The 15,575-nt window shown below is 54.9% G+C and carries 13 protein-coding genes and 1 riboswitch; of the genes, 5 read left to right on the top strand and 8 right to left on the bottom strand.

Annotation, left to right across the window (positions count from 1 at the left end):
- Positions 1–56 precede the first annotated feature (56 nt).
- Positions 57–968, top strand: coding sequence for a cidABC operon transcriptional activator CidR (gene cidR, locus M655_RS22060; RefSeq protein WP_005827029.1), 912 nt, complete (start codon positions 57–59; stop codon positions 966–968).
- Positions 969–1,133: 165 nt separating this feature from the next.
- On the opposite strand, the gene M655_RS22055 is transcribed toward cidR, so the two are convergent.
- From M655_RS22055 to M655_RS22045, 3 genes are all read right to left on the bottom strand, one after another.
- Complete coding sequence (locus tag M655_RS22055; RefSeq protein WP_025847963.1) at positions 1,134–2,186, bottom strand: TolC family protein; 1,053 nt, start codon at positions 2,184–2,186, stop codon at positions 1,134–1,136.
- 193 nt (positions 2,187–2,379) lie between these two features.
- The gene (locus M655_RS22050) at positions 2,380–3,822 is read right to left on the bottom strand and encodes an amino acid permease (protein ID WP_026557969.1); all 1,443 of its coding nucleotides are present in this window, start codon (positions 3,820–3,822) and stop codon (positions 2,380–2,382) included.
- Between the two features lie 113 nt (positions 3,823–3,935).
- A riboswitch (Lysine riboswitch) is annotated at positions 3,936–4,122 on the bottom strand.
- A 115-nt stretch (positions 4,123–4,237) separates the two neighbouring features.
- Positions 4,238–4,546, bottom strand: a complete 309-nt coding sequence (locus tag M655_RS22045; protein WP_026557968.1) for a DinB family protein — start codon at positions 4,544–4,546, stop codon at positions 4,238–4,240.
- 196 nt (positions 4,547–4,742) lie between these two features.
- Between M655_RS22045 and M655_RS22040 the strand changes: the two genes are divergently transcribed.
- Positions 4,743–5,300 (top strand): CGNR zinc finger domain-containing protein, encoded by a 558-nt coding sequence (locus M655_RS22040; protein ID WP_005827020.1) that lies wholly within the window; start codon positions 4,743–4,745, stop codon positions 5,298–5,300.
- Between the two features lie 100 nt (positions 5,301–5,400).
- Here M655_RS22040 and M655_RS22035 read toward each other — a convergent pair whose 3' ends face one another.
- Positions 5,401–5,670: an inositol monophosphatase family protein gene (locus M655_RS22035; RefSeq protein WP_005827016.1), complete on the bottom strand. Its 270-nt coding sequence runs from the start codon at positions 5,668–5,670 to the stop codon at positions 5,401–5,403.
- Between the two features lie 24 nt (positions 5,671–5,694).
- Complete coding sequence (locus tag M655_RS22030; RefSeq protein WP_157797534.1) at positions 5,695–5,832, bottom strand: hypothetical protein; 138 nt, start codon at positions 5,830–5,832, stop codon at positions 5,695–5,697.
- A gap of 281 nt (positions 5,833–6,113) precedes the next feature.
- On the opposite strand from M655_RS22030, the gene M655_RS22025 reads away from it, so the two are divergent.
- A complete protein-coding gene (locus M655_RS22025) occupies positions 6,114–6,857 on the top strand; it encodes an alpha/beta fold hydrolase (RefSeq protein WP_025847971.1) in 744 nt (247 codons plus the stop codon).
- Here M655_RS22025 and M655_RS22020 read toward each other — a convergent pair.
- From M655_RS22020 to M655_RS22010, 3 genes are all read right to left on the bottom strand, one after another.
- Entirely contained in the window at positions 6,831–7,241 is a 411-nt protein-coding gene (locus M655_RS22020; protein WP_026557967.1) for a hypothetical protein, read from the bottom strand. The two genes, M655_RS22025 and M655_RS22020, sit on opposite strands and share 27 nt — an antisense overlap.
- Positions 7,242–7,283: 42 nt before the next feature.
- Entirely contained in the window at positions 7,284–7,808 is a 525-nt protein-coding gene (locus M655_RS22015; protein ID WP_007781580.1) for an ImmA/IrrE family metallo-endopeptidase, read from the bottom strand.
- A gap of 69 nt (positions 7,809–7,877) precedes the next feature.
- Positions 7,878–8,324, bottom strand: a complete 447-nt coding sequence (locus tag M655_RS22010) for a helix-turn-helix domain-containing protein (RefSeq protein ID WP_007781582.1) — start codon at positions 8,322–8,324, stop codon at positions 7,878–7,880.
- A gap of 300 nt (positions 8,325–8,624) precedes the next feature.
- On the opposite strand from M655_RS22010, the gene M655_RS22005 reads away from it, so the two are divergent.
- Together M655_RS22005 and M655_RS22000 are read left to right on the top strand one after the other, a co-directional pair.
- On the top strand, positions 8,625–10,547 hold the full coding sequence (locus tag M655_RS22005) for a hypothetical protein (RefSeq protein ID WP_005827006.1): 1,923 nt from the start codon (positions 8,625–8,627) through the stop codon (positions 10,545–10,547).
- Positions 10,548–10,570: 23 nt separating this feature from the next.
- Positions 10,571–15,535: an RHS repeat-associated core domain-containing protein gene (locus M655_RS22000; RefSeq protein WP_286085888.1), complete on the top strand. Its 4,965-nt coding sequence runs from the start codon at positions 10,571–10,573 to the stop codon at positions 15,533–15,535.
- Positions 15,536–15,575: the final 40 nt, after the last annotated feature.

Raw genomic sequence — 15,575 nt, 5'->3', positions numbered from 1 at the left:
TATATAGAATGAGTATCATTCATCATATCTATAGATGAAGCGGAGGGAGCAGAGGGATGGACATTCGCCATTTGCAATATTTTTTAGAGGTAGCCCGCCACAGCAGCTTCACCAAGGCGGCAGAGGCGCTGTACATTACCCAGCCGACGATCAGCAAGATGGTGCGGAACCTGGAAGAAGAAATCGGCGTCGAGCTGTTTGAGCGAGTCGGCAAGCGGATTACGTTGACCGACGCGGGCTGGGTCTTGTTTTCCCAGGCAGAGGTGATGGTGAAGTCGTTTGAAAACATGAAGCTGCATCTCGACGATTTGATGGAGCTGAAGCGGGGGAGAATCCGCATCGGGCTGCCGCCGATGGTAGGGGCGAGCTTTTTTCCGCAAGTGATCGGGAAGTTTTGCGAGCAGTATCCGGGGATCGTGCTGGAGCTGCTGGAGGTCGGCTCCAAAAAAGTCGAGGCGGACGTGGCGTCAGGGATGCTGGACAGCGGCGTTGTTTTGCTGCCGACGAGTGAGGAGCTGTTTGAGTCGTACTCTTTTGTCAACGAACAGATTCGCGTAGTCGTCCACCCTACGCATGCGCTGGCCGGGCGGCAGGAGGTGTCGCTGGCCGAACTGGCAAACGAGCGGTTTTTGCTGTTTCACGAAGATTTTTCCTTGCACAACCGGATCATTGACGAGTGCGTGCGCGTAGGCTTCCACCCGACGGTCATCTACAAAAGCTCGCAGTGGGATTTTCTCTCGGAAATGGTGGCGGCCAACGTCGGGATCACCCTGTTGCCGCAGACGATTTGCCGGGAGCTCGATCCGCGGCGCTTTCACAGCCTCGCGCTGGTCAATCCGACGATCAAATGGCATCTGGGGATGATCTGGCGCAAAAACGCCTATTTGTCGTACGCCACCCGCGAGTGGATTCGCTTTACAAAAGAAATGCTGCCTTCTATAGAAAGAAAGGCTTCATCGCGAGGATGAAGCCTTTCGTTGCGCGGTCGGCCACAGCAGAACGACTGCAGGCTGACGACTGCTTCTTTGATTTATATAAAGGCAGCTTGGCCTTGAAAAGACGCCTGTCAAAGCTGGCGTAAAGCTTGGAAAAAGGAAGGAAAAATGAGATCGAATATTTCGTAACGCGAAATATTAAAGGCCAACCGATTGATTCAAGGTGCTGACAGCGATGTTGTATTGATAGAGAGAATCGGCTGCTTTTGTTTCAGAATCAAACAATTCAGCTTCTGTTTCGATCAGGTCGTTCAGAGATACTTTTTTGTTCGCATAATCGGTGAGTGTGGCGTGATAAGTTTTCCATGCTTCGTCTTTTGCGGCGGTGCTTTCATCCAGCGCTTTTTTTGCTGCGACCGCTTTTTCGTAGGCGTCGCTCACTTCCTGATCGACTTTTTGCTTGAGCTTTTGCAGCAGCAGCTCAGCTTTGCGCAATTCGTTGAGTGCGATTCTTCCTTTGTATGTGCTGATAGCGGCGTACTCGGAGGTGTAGTCCACTTTTACCTGGGCAAACGCTCTCTCTGCTTCCGCTTTCACCATGTCAGGGCGTTTTTGGTAGGCGAGAGCTTTGGTTTCTTCCAGCGTTGGCAGCGGGGTATAGGAGAGTTTGCTGGTTTCCAGCAGCCATTGTCTGTCCCTTTTTTCGTTCAGCAATTCATTGAGCTTGGTTAATGCTTGCTTGAAGCTGTTTTCCAGCTCGGACAGCTTTTCTTTCGCAGCGCTGTCCTGGGCCCAGGTTTGGCGTCTGATGCTGTTCTTTTGCAGCTTGATTTTTTCTTCGAGCGCCCGCGCTTCAAAGTACGCTTTTTGTACTTGCATTTGCAAGCTGATTTTCGAAGCGTTATAGGATGCCTCGTCTACGAGCAATGTTTTTTGCGCCTTGGCTGTTTCTTCGTATTTTTTCTTTGCTTCATCCAGAGTATTGATGTCATCTTTCTTGATGGCGGCCTTATCGCGCAGCGTCATGAGGGTTTCGTAGCGGGTGTTGTCATACGTCAGCCGCAGCAGTTCCAGATCAACGTCGTTTTTCAGTGCCTGCTCTACGGCATGGTCGAGGGACAAGGGAACGATTTGGGTCTGTTCCGCTGCTGCGACGAGAGGTTCTTCCGCCAGAGCGAGATGAGCATTGCCTGCCAACAGCGCGGCAACCAGCGTGGTGCTGTAAATGTGCTTGGACAACCTGGATTTCATTATGCTACCTCCTATAAAAAGTAAGAAAATATAATGATAACGATTATCATTATCAAATTTCATGAACAGTATATATTTCCATGCGTTATTCGTCAATACGAAATATGAAAATGTGATAGGAAATATAGTTTGCGCCAAAAAAAAGATTCCCTGCGACGAGGGAATCTTGTAGAGAGTTGTTGCAACGCTATTTTTATTTTTCGTCCATGCTGAGATCGACTTTGTTCAGTGGTACCAGCTTGCTTTTTTTCGTGTATTTGTAAACCAGCCAGACGATCAAAAACAGCGGCAGTCCGATGTAGGAGACGAAAACGCCGTTCCAGTCGATTTCTCCGCCGATGAACGCGGAGTAGTTTTGGCCGATGATGACGATGCAGCAAATGATGAAGGCGAAGATCGGGCCAAACGGGAACAGCTTCGCCCGGTACGGCAAATTGCGCAGATCGCGGCCTTGCGCCAAGTAAGCTTTGCGGAAGCGATAGTGGCTGACGGCGATGCCGAGCCAGGCGATGAAGCCAGACATACCGGAGGCGTTCAGCAGCCACACGTACACTTCGCCATCGCCGAACAGCGAGGACAAAAACGCCAGGGCACCGATGGCCGCTGTCATGATGAGGGCATTGACGGGAACGCCATTGCGCGTCACTTTGGCAAACCATTTGGGCGCTTTGCCTTCCTTCGCCAGCGTCCACAGCATACGGGTGGATGCGTACATGCCCGAGTTCCCGGCTGACAGAACGGACGTGAGGATTACTGCGTTCATTACGGAGGCGGCAAAGGCAAAGCCTGCTTTTTCAAACACGATCGTAAACGGACTGATGGCAATATCCGTAATATCTCCGCTAATTAGATTCGGATTGTCGTACGGTACGAGCAGCCCGATAATCAGGATCGCGAAAATATAGAACAGCAAGATGCGCCAAAAAATCTGGCGAATCGCTTTCGGGATGTTGCGGGCAGGGTCTTCGCTCTCCCCGGCGGCCACACCGACCAGCTCAGTTCCCTGGAACGAGAACCCGGCAATCATGAACACACCGAGAAGGGCCATGAAGCCGCCGTTGAATGGCGCGTCGCCTTTGGTGAAGTTTTGGAAGCCGACTGCTTCGCCGCCCATGATGCCGAAAATCATCAGGACACCGATCACGATAAAGACGATGACCGTCATGACTTTAATCAAGGCAAACCAGTATTCGGATTCGCCGTAGCTTTTGACAGACAACAAATTCAGAGCAACCATCAGGCAGAGGAACAGGGTACTCCACAAAATGGCGGGAGTATCCGGGAACCAGTATTTCATAATCAGCGCCGCGGCAGATAGCTCGACGGCAATCGTAATCGCCCAGTTGTACCAGTAATTCCAGCCCAGCGCAAAGCCGAGGGACGGATCGACGAATTTGGTGGCGTACGTAGAAAACGAGCCGGATACAGGCATGAAGGCAGCCATTTCCCCCAGGCTGGTCATCAAAAAGTAAACCATGATGCTGATGGCGATGTAGGCGACCAAGGCTCCGCCCGGTCCGGCCTCGTGAATCGAGCCTCCACTTGCCAGGAACAGGCCCGTCCCGATGGAGCCGCCGATGGCGATCATCGTCAGATGGCGGGCTTTCAAACCACGTTGCAGTTGATTCTGTGACATATGCTGCTTGCACGACCTTTCTAAAAATTTGAGAAGGTCGGTCGGAAACGAAAAAACCGCCAATAGCCAAAAAACGGCACAGGGCGGTATGATCCAATCCCCACCAAGCCTTCACTGAAGATAGCACACCACGTTTGCCCGGCAAGCAAACGTGACAGTTCTGTCCCTTTCGGGTACAGCCCCAGCCCATGCGCACAGAGATACGCCATGAGCTTCGGCGGCTTTTCCCTTTCCTGGAGTCATTGATTTCTTCTGAATCTCGTACAGGATGACATAAAAGCCGCGACCTCTACCCTCACCGTGAATGATGAGGATAACATGTATGAAATTGATTTATTTATCAACTATATAAGATTGACGGTTATTTATCAACGAAAAAAGTTGCGCTGCAAAATATTGGCATGGAGCGGTTTTGCTACAAAAAGGATCGGCGTGCAGGCCAGGAGCCTTGCAACTTGCGGATCTGCACGATTTGCCCTGTGTGAAAAGCGTCGTGCAAAATAATGCTCATCACGCTTTGCCCGGCAGGGATGCTCGGAAGCGGCTGGTCGAACGCTTCGTCTGACAGAGCGACGAGCTTTTCATGAATTTGGCGATGGACGGTTTCCATCCGCTGTACGGTGGCCTGCCAGGCTGCTTCGTCGTCGGGCGATCCCGAAGGCTGGAACGTGTCGTCGTTCGTCTCGGCGGTATTGATAAATTCCGTGCCGACCTGCATTCCCATTCGTGAACAAGCAGTTCCATCCGATTCATGTGGTTCCTCCTCGTCTGTCAAACAGATTGGTGAAACGTTATAATGGCAATAAGAAGCAGCTTGTAACCACCTAAATATTTTATGTTGGTTACGGATAGAGAATACCATACACAGGCTGAGCATACAAGAAGCAAAAGAAACGAAAAGCAGATGGGGGAAGAGTGGAGTGAACTGGCTGTGCATTGATTTTTTAAACAGTGATTGGCGCGATTGGCGCGGGTCTGGCCGCAGGGAAAATCGGCTGGCGAAGCAGGAATGGCTGGAGCAGCTTTTGCGGGAATACGCTTTGCACGCCCCATTGCCTATTGATGAGGCGAGTGCAGTGGCGCTGTTGCGTTTGCGCGAATATATGCGCAGTCTGCTGGAGCGGGTCGTGCGCGGGGAAGCGTTGCGGCAGGAGGAACTGGAGGAGCTGAATCAGACGCTCGCGAAGGCGCCTTTTCACGTTCGCGTCATCTCTGCGGGCAAGGAGAGCGGGTATGAGCAGGAGCTGGTCAGCGCCTCCAGCGGCTGGGAGCTGGTGATGGCCCGCATCGCGGCTTCCTTTGCCACGCTGCTGCTTCCTGAGCACGTGCAGCGCATCAAGATTTGCGACAACGAGGACTGCCGATGGGTGTTTTACGATGAAAGCCGCAATCGGGTACGCCGCTGGTGCGATGACAAAATGTGCGGCAATCTCATGAAGGTGCGCCGTTTTCGGGAGCGGCAAAAGGAGAAAAAGTAAGGAATCGGCCGTAAGCTTGCCGACGGAGAGATTCATCGGTTCCGAGGACGCAAACAGCGTGCCCAGGACGGATTCGGACAGCGCTGTTTTGGCCGAGACGCTAATTTTGCTGCCATTCAAAAAAAGCGCCCTGTCTTGCAATGGCAGTAAACATCTCATCCCGGCAAGGGTCGTACACAAAGGAAACGGCCGTCTGACCGTCGCGGACGAGGCAGAGAGAGACGGCCCACATCGGCATGCCTTGCAAAAAGTGGACGGCTCCGTCGATGGCATCGCAAATCCAGTACGGGGTCGAGTATTCCGGCTGTTTTTGCAGGGAGGCATCAAATTCTGCATCGGACCAGCGATACGCGGGAAAGCGCTCCGCCAAGCCGTGCCGGAGCAGCTCTTCTGCTTACGGATTTAAGGCGTGAAAACGTTCGTTCATCGCTTGCTTGCTCGTGCAGGCTGGCTCCTGCGCAAATTCGGCAAACAGTCTCTGGCCGACTTTTCGCAGCAAAGCTTCGCAGTACAACACATCGTCTTGCTTCATAACGGTTCCCCAACCTTTCTTGTTTGGATCGTGTCCTTCGGCGCAGCGACAGCGCACGTTCCGCGTTCAAGAGCGGACTGGCCCATTGGTTTGAAAGCTGTTCAGCCAAGGGCAAACGACACGATTTTTATTAGTGGTATGTAAAAGTACTACTAATAAAACAGGTTGCCGTCAATACATGTGCACGCTTTTTGACGGGAATGGGCAAATGGCGCACATGGAAAGGAAGATTGAGACATAATAAGAAGCAAGCAACAAGGGAACGGAAGCGAGGTGGCGGAATGAGTCGGAAACGGAAACGATGGTGGAGGGTGCTGGTCTTGCTGTTGCTCGCCGGAGCTTGTACAGCGATCTGGTATTTGCGGCCGTATCAGCCCGATCAGGCGGCAAAAGACGCGATGCAGGGAGGCGAAGGGATCACGGTGATCGACACGGGCGACTGGATTGCTTTTGAAGGTGGGGAAGCGCGTGAGCCTGGCTTGATTTTGTATCCGGGCGCTCTGGTCACGCCAGAGAGTTATGCGCCGCTCGCACGCGCCCTGGCTGGTTCCGGCTATCGGGTATTCATCGCGCGGATGCCGCTGAATTTGGCGATCACCGACGTCGAGCGGGCCAATCAAGTGTTAAAAGCGTATCCGCAGCAGTCGTTCGTCATCGGCGGGCACTCTCTCGGCGGCGCGATGGCAGCCAGATACGCAGCCAGCCAGCTCGAGCGGATTGACGGCGTCATTTTCCTGGGGGCGTATCCAGACAAGCGCGGGGATTTGAAGGAAGCGGATGTCCCCGTGCTGTCGCTGCTCGGCTCGCGGGATGGAGTCATCGACCGGAAAAAATACGAAGAGAACAAGCAATTTTTGCCTGAGCGCACGGTGTACATGTCGATCGAGGGCGGCAATCATGCGCAGTTCGGAAGCTACGGGGCGCAGGAGGGCGACCAGCCTGCCGCCATCACTCCCCAGGAGCAGTGGCAGCAGACCGTGGCGGCGATCAAGGACTGGCTACTGACCGACGTCATTGCCCGTTAGCGAGACGATGCCAGATACGACGCCGGTGATGCGGATGTTTTCGGATGGCAACAGCAGCGGCTCGTCCTCTGCGCGAGTAGTCGTAAACAGGCATTCCACCGGATTGACGTCCGCCGCGATCCGGACGAGAAACTGCCCTTCCTGCCTGACCAGAACGGGCCTGTTGTGGATCGGTTCCGCGGAAAAGTCGGAAATGAGCAGCGCATCGCCCGGCAAGATGCCGAGGCCGCGCAAACCGTCGTCGCGCATGATGAGAGCAAAGCGCGCGACGTGGTAATTCGCCACCGCAATCGACTGCCGCAGCGACAGCTCCTCGTCTTGGTCGAGGGGCAGCTCGAAAAAATGGCGGCTGTATGCGTCTCCGGCTATGAAAATACGTTTCACGAAAATCGCCTCCGAAAAGATGGTCAAAAAACGAATGGCCTGCTAATCGTAGACGGGAAACCCTTTGGCGTACAGGCGGCTGAGAATCCGGTCAAACCGGGTGCGGGCAAGGGCGAGCGGCACCTGAAAGCGGGTGGCCAACAGCGCGGGTGCCTGGTAGCGCGAGCAATCCGCCAGCACGGAGCCCATCATGTAGAGCGGCAACAGCAGGTGCTCGGCGAAGTGGTTCGCCTGTGATTCCTGCCAATCGATCATCCATTCGCTGCATTGGGGCTGTACCCCTTCGTGCAGCAGCAGGTGTCCCAGCTCATGGGCGATTTTGACCCGCTGCGTCGCGGGGTCCAGCCGTTCGTCGACCGCGATGATGTAGCGGTTTGGCAGGGTGGGATGGGCGTGGGCGCGGCTTCGGCCCTGGATGAAATGGATTTCGATGCCGTACGTCTCGCAAAGCTGTTGCAGGTTGATGTGCTCCGGCCGCTCCATGCCGTGATGGCGAAGCAACAGGTATACGCGGCTCTCCAGCCATGTTTGCGGTTTGCCGATTTCTTGCAAAAAAGAGAAGTGCATCAAGGACCTCCTGAAACGACTGGAACATACGTTCTGTTTGATTTCGAAAAGAAAACCCCCGCCCAGGGGTTATTTTTTTTTCAGCTCTTCCGTGATGTCAAACAAGGAAGGAGGACGTGTCTCGCGCACCTGGCGCGTTTTCCACTGCTTTTTCAAGTCGTACCAGTAGCGGCGGATTTCTTTTTTTTCCTCCTCGGATGCCTCCAGATAGCCATCCAAAAAATAGTAGTCATCCGGATCGTCGATTTTCTCCTGCAACAGTTCGTCCAGCGAGCGCTGACCAGCCTGGGCAGATGCGGTCGCGACATAAGCTGCCCCATCGTCGGTCCGTCCCAGCAGCCAATCGGTCGTGACCTCCAAAATGTCTGCCAGCTGCATCAGCATGTCATTGGGAGGGGTGCTGTGATTGTTTTCGTAGTTGCTGATCGTTCCCTTGGTCGTGCGGACACGTTCTGCCAGCTCTTCCTGGGTCAGACCTTTTGCCTTGCGAGCTGTGCGTAAGCGCTGAGATAGCATGAGCGCGCCAGTCCTTCCGTTGCATATGTACAACTATATTGTACTAGAGTGAAAGCAAGAAGGAAAGGTTGTATGTGATTTTTATATTTTTTCATTTGACATACAAGAATGTTGTACATTAAGATGCTTGTATAAACAAAACAAGAACATTTGTTCTGTTTTGCGCGAAAGGAGGGAGACATTTTGGAGGGACAAGTGCCTGACGCCGATGGTCTGTTTCAGAAGCGATCCGGATTTGCTGCGAGAGCAGGACATGGATGAAGACCAGACAGGAAGCAAAAAAGGAAGAGGGGAGAATACATGAGAGGAAAACCGGTTGTTTTCCTGCTGCTGTTGGCTGTATTCGCTGTTGCTTGTTTTCCTGGGCGAACGGCTACAGCAGGAGAAGATCCGCTCGCTGCCATCTATGAAATGGATCAGGAGCTGTTGAAGCTTTCGCAGACGTTTGCCTTTTTCCAGGAGGTCGCGTCGCGCAAAAATCATCTGTCGCTCGCCAAGCAAATAGACGAGGAAGCGTCCGCGCTGTTGCGGCAGGCCAAGGAGCTGCACCACATCGAGGCAGCATCGGGCGAGGCGGAGCGGGCTGTTCAGCAAGCGGCAGTAGAGCAGCAGTTGTTGGCCCAAAAAGCGCCGCTTGCCGATTTGCTGCGTACGTACAACGAAAAGGCGGACGCTTACTGGGAGCAACTTCTGCCAGAACTGTCCGCCGCCCGAACGAGCAAAAGCAGCGCGAAGCAGACGAGTCTGCGCGCAACAAGCGCCGTCCTGGATCCGTTCGAGCCGAATGACGATGTCGATACCGCTTACCCGATCACGAGAGGCAATCTGTACAACTCCAAGCTCACCTGGAAAGAGGACATCGACGGATATCGCTACGATTCGGGAGCGCAAGCCGGACAAGCCACGGTCACCTTGTACGTCCCCAACGACGTGAACTATGACCTGATCGTCGTCGAGGCCCCGAACAAGGTGCTTGGCACGAGCATGAGTTCGGCATTGGGACAAGACGAGATCATCACGTTCCAGGTCCAGCCGAACAAGACGTATTATTTTTTCGTATTCAGCATGGATCGCCACTACAGCGAAACTTCGGAATACACGCTCGCCCTCAGCGAAGTGACGGCCGTACTGGGACTCAATCAGCCTGTCGATATCAGCCTGCCTGCCGGGGAGATCCCCACGTATCGCTTCACGGCTCCGATCACAGGCCAGTACCGGATTTACACCAGTCCGTACGGCGGGTTTGGGCCGTTGTTTGACACCTACCTGTTCCTGTCTCGCGACGAGCAACTGAAGCAGATCGTGACCTTCAACGACGAAGCGACGCCAGGCTCGCTTTTTTCCGCCATCGACGTTTCGCTTGAGGCAGGGGTGACTTATTATGCCTACGTCGCCTCCTACGACAAGACAAAAGGCGTTCACGCCAGACTGACTGCCGCGCTGGATACACAGGCAGCAGTTGCCTCGCCTGTCCTGCATGAATCCGCCGCCAACGATGGAAGCGTCACGGAGCAGCAGACCATCACGATCACGAACGGAATGCTTGCAGCGGATGCGGCAAACGCGGTATCCGTCAGCAACGTGCCGCCCGGACTGACGCCACTGGTAACAAGGGAGAGCGATTCCCGGCTCACGATTCAGTTCGCGGGAAAAGCGCTCGCTCATGAGCAAAAGCACAGCGCAGACAATTTGTTCGTGACGATTCCCAAAGCGAAGGTGGCCGGGATGGATGCAGATGTGATCGCGGGTCCTTTTGCCATCGCATTTGCCGATACAGAAAGCTTTTTCATACACGCGCCGCAAGATGTCCATCTGGAGCCAGGGGGCAAAAAAATCGTGAAGTTTACGCCGCCGTCTTCGGGCAGCTTCGAAATTTTTACGAGTTTTTACGGCGGCAATCCTGCGGAGGGAGCGAGCAATACGCAGCTTGCCGTCTATGAAGATTACGCAGGCACGCGGCTTTTGGCGGCCAACGACGACGGCGATCAGCCGCCTTTTTCCAAGGTGAGCCTGTCCATGCAAAAGGGAGAGGATTATTACCTCGTCCTGTCAGCGGCAGACAATGGCGCGGTGCATGCGCGGCTTGCGGCCCGTTACCTGGGCGTGGAATACGTCTACAACGCCAAAGGTCAGCTCGTGCAGATCAAGCAAAACGGCAAAATTTTGGCGGAGTTTACGTATGACGGCAACGGAAATCTCATGCGCAAGCTGATTCATCCATAAGCAGCACAAAGAGGAGGGATAGGATGCGATACAATCGCTGGATGAAGAAAATGGCAGCCGTGGTGTTGAGCGGCACGCTGCTTTTGCCGAACATGGCTTTTGCAGAGGCGAGCCTGCCCGCGAAGCCGCAAGCTTCCTACGCTTCGGGCGAAAGCGCCACGACCAAGAAATGGCTTTCCGCTTATCAGGCTGCCGTGCAGGCGGAAGCGGGGAAAAAGGAACAACGGCCGGATGAGAAGCCGACCTACAGCAAAGCAGAGGTGATGAAGCGGGACTGGACGCCGCTTCCGGCAGAAAGCGTCTGGCAGTTGTACCAGACAGGCAACAGAAAATTGCTGCAACTTGCGGCGTATGTGTATCCGCAAGTCGATCAACTTTTGTCTCATAACGAGCAGGTCGACAAGTACCAATGGGAGGGAGAGACGTTCCAGCAGAAAATGGACGGGCTGTCCGCTGCCGAGAAACAGCAACTGGAAGCGTCCGTGCCGCAGGTCGTCGCCTTGTACGAAAAAGGCAAGCAGGCGGCGGCGGAAAATCAAGCTGCCACGTCAAGCAAGGCGAAAGCGACAGATAGCCTGACGCCAACCGCGGCCGCGACGGCAAGCATCCCTGACGCCATGTTTGAAACCGAAGGCCTGACTTACAAATACCAGCGCACCAACACGGACAATCCGGTGGACGAGCTGTATCGGGCAGCCAACGTGCGGGAAGTCGACGTCCACCTGGAAGGCAAGCACGGCATGGACCTGACCATTGAGCGGCGCTATTCGTCGCTCGATGCGATGACCGAAAACATTTACTTGTCTTCGTCCGGCAAAAACAAGACGTATCCGCTGCAAGGGGACCCCAATCCGTTGCCGACGGGCTGGAGCTACAATTTTCCCCGCTTTCAGGAAGTCTCGAAGGAAGACGCGAAGTGCGGCTTCCGCGCGGATGGATCCAGATATACGTGCGGGGCGTCCGGCGAAGGCAAACGGTACATTTTCACGCTGGAAGACGGGACGATTCTGGAGTCTTCGTCCATCAAAGGGGAATGGGTAAACACGCCGTATCAGCCAAATGGCGGCATGCATTTCTATCGCAAACGCTACGGGGAGTTTGGCGACAACCATATCGTCACCCTTTCCGTGGATGGCATGACCTATGAATTTGGCGAGGAGAGTTACTACCGGAACGAAGAATTGTACGTGACCCATCTGGTCAAAAAGACGAACGTCTACGGAGATACGATCCGCTACCGCATTCCCGAAGACTGGGACGAGCCAATCGAAATCACCGACAGCGTCGGTCGCCTGGTCGTCCTGGAGCGCAACTGGGACATTGATCTCAAGGTGTACCAGGACAGCAGCAAGACGAAGCTGCTCAAGCATTTGCAATACGAAAAAGGAGTCGCGGTGAGCGACAAGGACCGGGTTATCGAGTATAGCGTCACGGGCGGGGAGAGCAAGGTGATCGCCGAGTACACCTACCTCAATCCGCGGACGTACGGCACGACCGAGTTCAACCTGCATCCCGCCTACACCTTCCCGGCTCCGGACGGCGTCATCGCCTTTGACGACGGCGGCCTGGAGTCGACGGCGTACACGAGCCTGGACCAATCGCGAAAAGCGACCGTCAATTACCGCCTGCTCAAACAAGTCACCTATCCGGTGGAAGGCTTGTCCATGACCTATACGTACAGCATCTACCAGCCGGATGCGCCGGGCTTTCTCGACCGGGGGGTGACCCGGATTTATCACGACAGGGAAGCGTTGACGTACACCAGCTATTTGCCGGTCACGGCGGTCAACTTCCGCTTTGCGAAGACGCCGCATCCCGACCAGCCTGCGACGGAGTGGTATTCGTACACGAAATACTACCCGCACATCACGAAAGAAATCTGGAAGTCGCCGAAGTCGCAATCGGGGCGCCTGGCGAAGCAGTCGCTGGATCGGGACGGTTCGATCGTCGTTTCGCGGATGGTACAGGCAGGACTGCCGAGTGAAGACAAGACGTACCGCGCCAACGAAGACCGCAACTTCGTGCTGCAATCGGTGAAAACGTACGTCGGCAACGGAGCCGATGACGACACGATCCAGGGCGCGCTTTCCGTGACGGAAGACGGCAAGACGTATCAGTATGCGCCCGCGAGCTACACGAGCTACTTGTACGAAGACCGTGCCACCAAACCCGCCTATGTGTACCACTTCCTCGGCCGCCCGTCTTCCTTGACCGCGGATGCGGACGTGTACGCGTTCCTGCTCGCCCCGACGTCCGGACGATTGGACAAGGTGCAGGCAAGGCTCGGCCGCTACGCGCACATCATCCAGTACCGCTACAATGAATACGGCGATGTAACCAAGGAAGTCGATCCGAAAGGCAACGTCACACTGTGGCAATACCTCAATCTGTCCGGGCTGCGCGTTCCATCGAGCGTGAAGAAAACGGCGGCGGACAACCCGAACCATTTTCATCACGAGACGTACACATACGGGAGCAATCTCCTGGTAGCGACGGAAAAAATCGTCGACTCGTACCCGGATGGCGCCGGAACCAAAGTAGTGCAGGTCGACCGCACGTACACCTACAACGACAAAAAGCAGCTCACCTCGATGACGGAAACGAGCACCGGACCCGATGCCAAAACGGTCACGCAAGACATTTCGCGCTACGATGCGCTCGGCTTGTACCCGGCCGACATCATCCTGGACGTCGAGGTCGCACCTGGGGAGAAGGACATTTTGCATCACGTTTTTGCCTACGACGGACTCGGCCGCCTGATAGCCCGCGCCTATCCGGACAACACCGTCGTCCTGTACGAGTACGACCTGCTCGGCCGGCGGACCAAGGAAAGCGTGACGAGCAAACAGCAGACGCGGACAACGACCTACGCCTACGACGATGACGCGCGCAAAGTCACGATGACGCTCCCGGACGGCAGCAAGCAGGTCACGCAGTTTACGCCATACGGGGAAGTCGAGTACAAAGCACAGGTCGGCACAGACGGCAGCGTTCGCCCGCTTTTGTACAACACGTATTCCCTGGACGGCAACCATTTGTTGTCCAGCGCGCCGTACGCCGACAACAATCGGGCGACGACCTACGTCTATAATGCAGACGGCAGCGTCTGGCAGCAAAAAGACCCGGTTGGCACCACCGTCTACCTGACAGCCAACGCCGTCCGCGACGAAACCAGCTACGTGCCGGCGCTCACCCGCCTGACGCTCGCGCCTAACGGCTTGCAAACCGTTCAATACCACGACCGCCACGGCCAGGTGGAAAAAGAAGTCCGGCGAACCGGGGACGGTACGCAAAGCTTGACGACGAAGCTCGTCCGCAACACGTTTGACCAGGTCATCCAAAAAACGGAGACCGACCAGACCGGAAAAAGCCGCACCTGGACGTATCGCTACACCAATGACGGCAAGATCACCGATTTGCGCGATCCGGAACAAAACCACTACCAGTACGAGTATGACGCGCTCGGCAACCTGGTGACGGTCAAGGAAAACCAGGTGCTGACGACGAAAAACCATTACAACGCTCTGTCCTGGAAGCTGAGCGAGCAGGATGTCCCGTCTGGCGCCACCGAATCGTCCGCCTACAACCCCAACGGGACGCTGAACACGTTTACCGACAAGGCAGGCAACCGCCATACGTACAGTTATACGCCTTTCGGGGAGTTGGCAAGCATCACGACCCGCAACGCAGCAGGCACGGTGACCAACCTGGAGACGAAAGACTACGTTCCGAACACGTCGCTGGTGCAAAAGGAAACGAACAGCAACGGCGCAGACACCTTCCCGACAGCGAGCCACTACCGGGAGATAACGTACAGCTACGATGCGTTCCAACGCTTGCAAAGCCAGACCGTGTTCGGCCGCACGTACCGATTGGGCTACACGGATCGCGACGATCTCATGGATTCGCTGACGTATCCGGACGGGACGAAGGTGGACTATCGCTATGATCGTGCCGGGCGTCTCACGGAAGTCAACAGCAGCCTGACAGGGAAAATCGCATATGCGTACACGGTGGACAACACCGGAGAGCAAACACAGACGACCTATCCGAACGGCCGCGTCAACAAGCGCAAGACCGATTCTTTCGGACAAGTCGAAACCGTGGCGCACGAGCAAAACCAGGCCGCGATCTGGCAAGAGACCAACCGGTATGAATTTGGCAACGTGGTTTCCATCCAGCGCAACGGCGTCACTCATCAGTTCGCATACGACAAAATCGACCGTTTGACCAAGGAAGTCGTTCCCGGTACGACGAATCAATATTCGTATGACGGCCGTGGCAACCGCTCGGCTTTCGCCGGCACCTTGCCAACCGACTCAGCCAGCTTCACCTACACCTTCGACGAGCGCAACCGCCTGCGCGGCGTTTTGAACGAAACAACAGGCGAGACGTCGACGTACACGTATTTCGGAGACGGCCTACGCGCAACCAAAACCGAAAACGGTGCGCAAACCAAGTACGTCTACCTGAGCGGCAAAGTCATCGAAGAACTGGACGGCACGAACCAACTAAAGGCGCGCAACGTCTGGGGCAACGAACTGCTGTTCCGCCAGGACGCTTCGTCCGGCAAAAACGGCTATTACCACTACAATAGCCACGGGGATGTCGTCACCATCTCAGACGCAAACGGCCAGGAGCTGAACCGCTACGACTACGACACCTGGGGCAATGTCCTTTCCAAAACAGAGGGGATGTCCAATCCGTTCCTGTACAGCGGCGAAATGTACGACGAGCAGACAGGTTTTTACTACTTGCGGGCGCGGTATTACGATCCGAAGGTAGGGCGGTTTATTTCGGAGGATGCGTATAAGGGGCAAGTGGAGAATCCGTTGACGTTGAATCGGTATGTATATACCGCAAACAATCCGTTGAGGTATAGCGATCCAACTGGTCATAGCTATACTTGGTCTCTAAATCTTATTTCGCAAGGTTACAATAGCGGACTATTCTCCGCTGCTGATGCATCTATGATGGTATCGGATTAACCCCCTAGGTTTGGACACATACTCTCTTATTCTTACTTTT

The sequence above is a fragment of the Brevibacillus sp. NSP2.1 genome (assembly GCF_000470975.2).
GTDB classification, from domain to species: Bacteria; Bacillota; Bacilli; order Brevibacillales; family Brevibacillaceae; genus Brevibacillus; species Brevibacillus agri.
The sequence above is the reverse complement of the archived record's forward strand: the minus strand, read 5'-3'. Positions and strand labels throughout refer to the sequence as shown.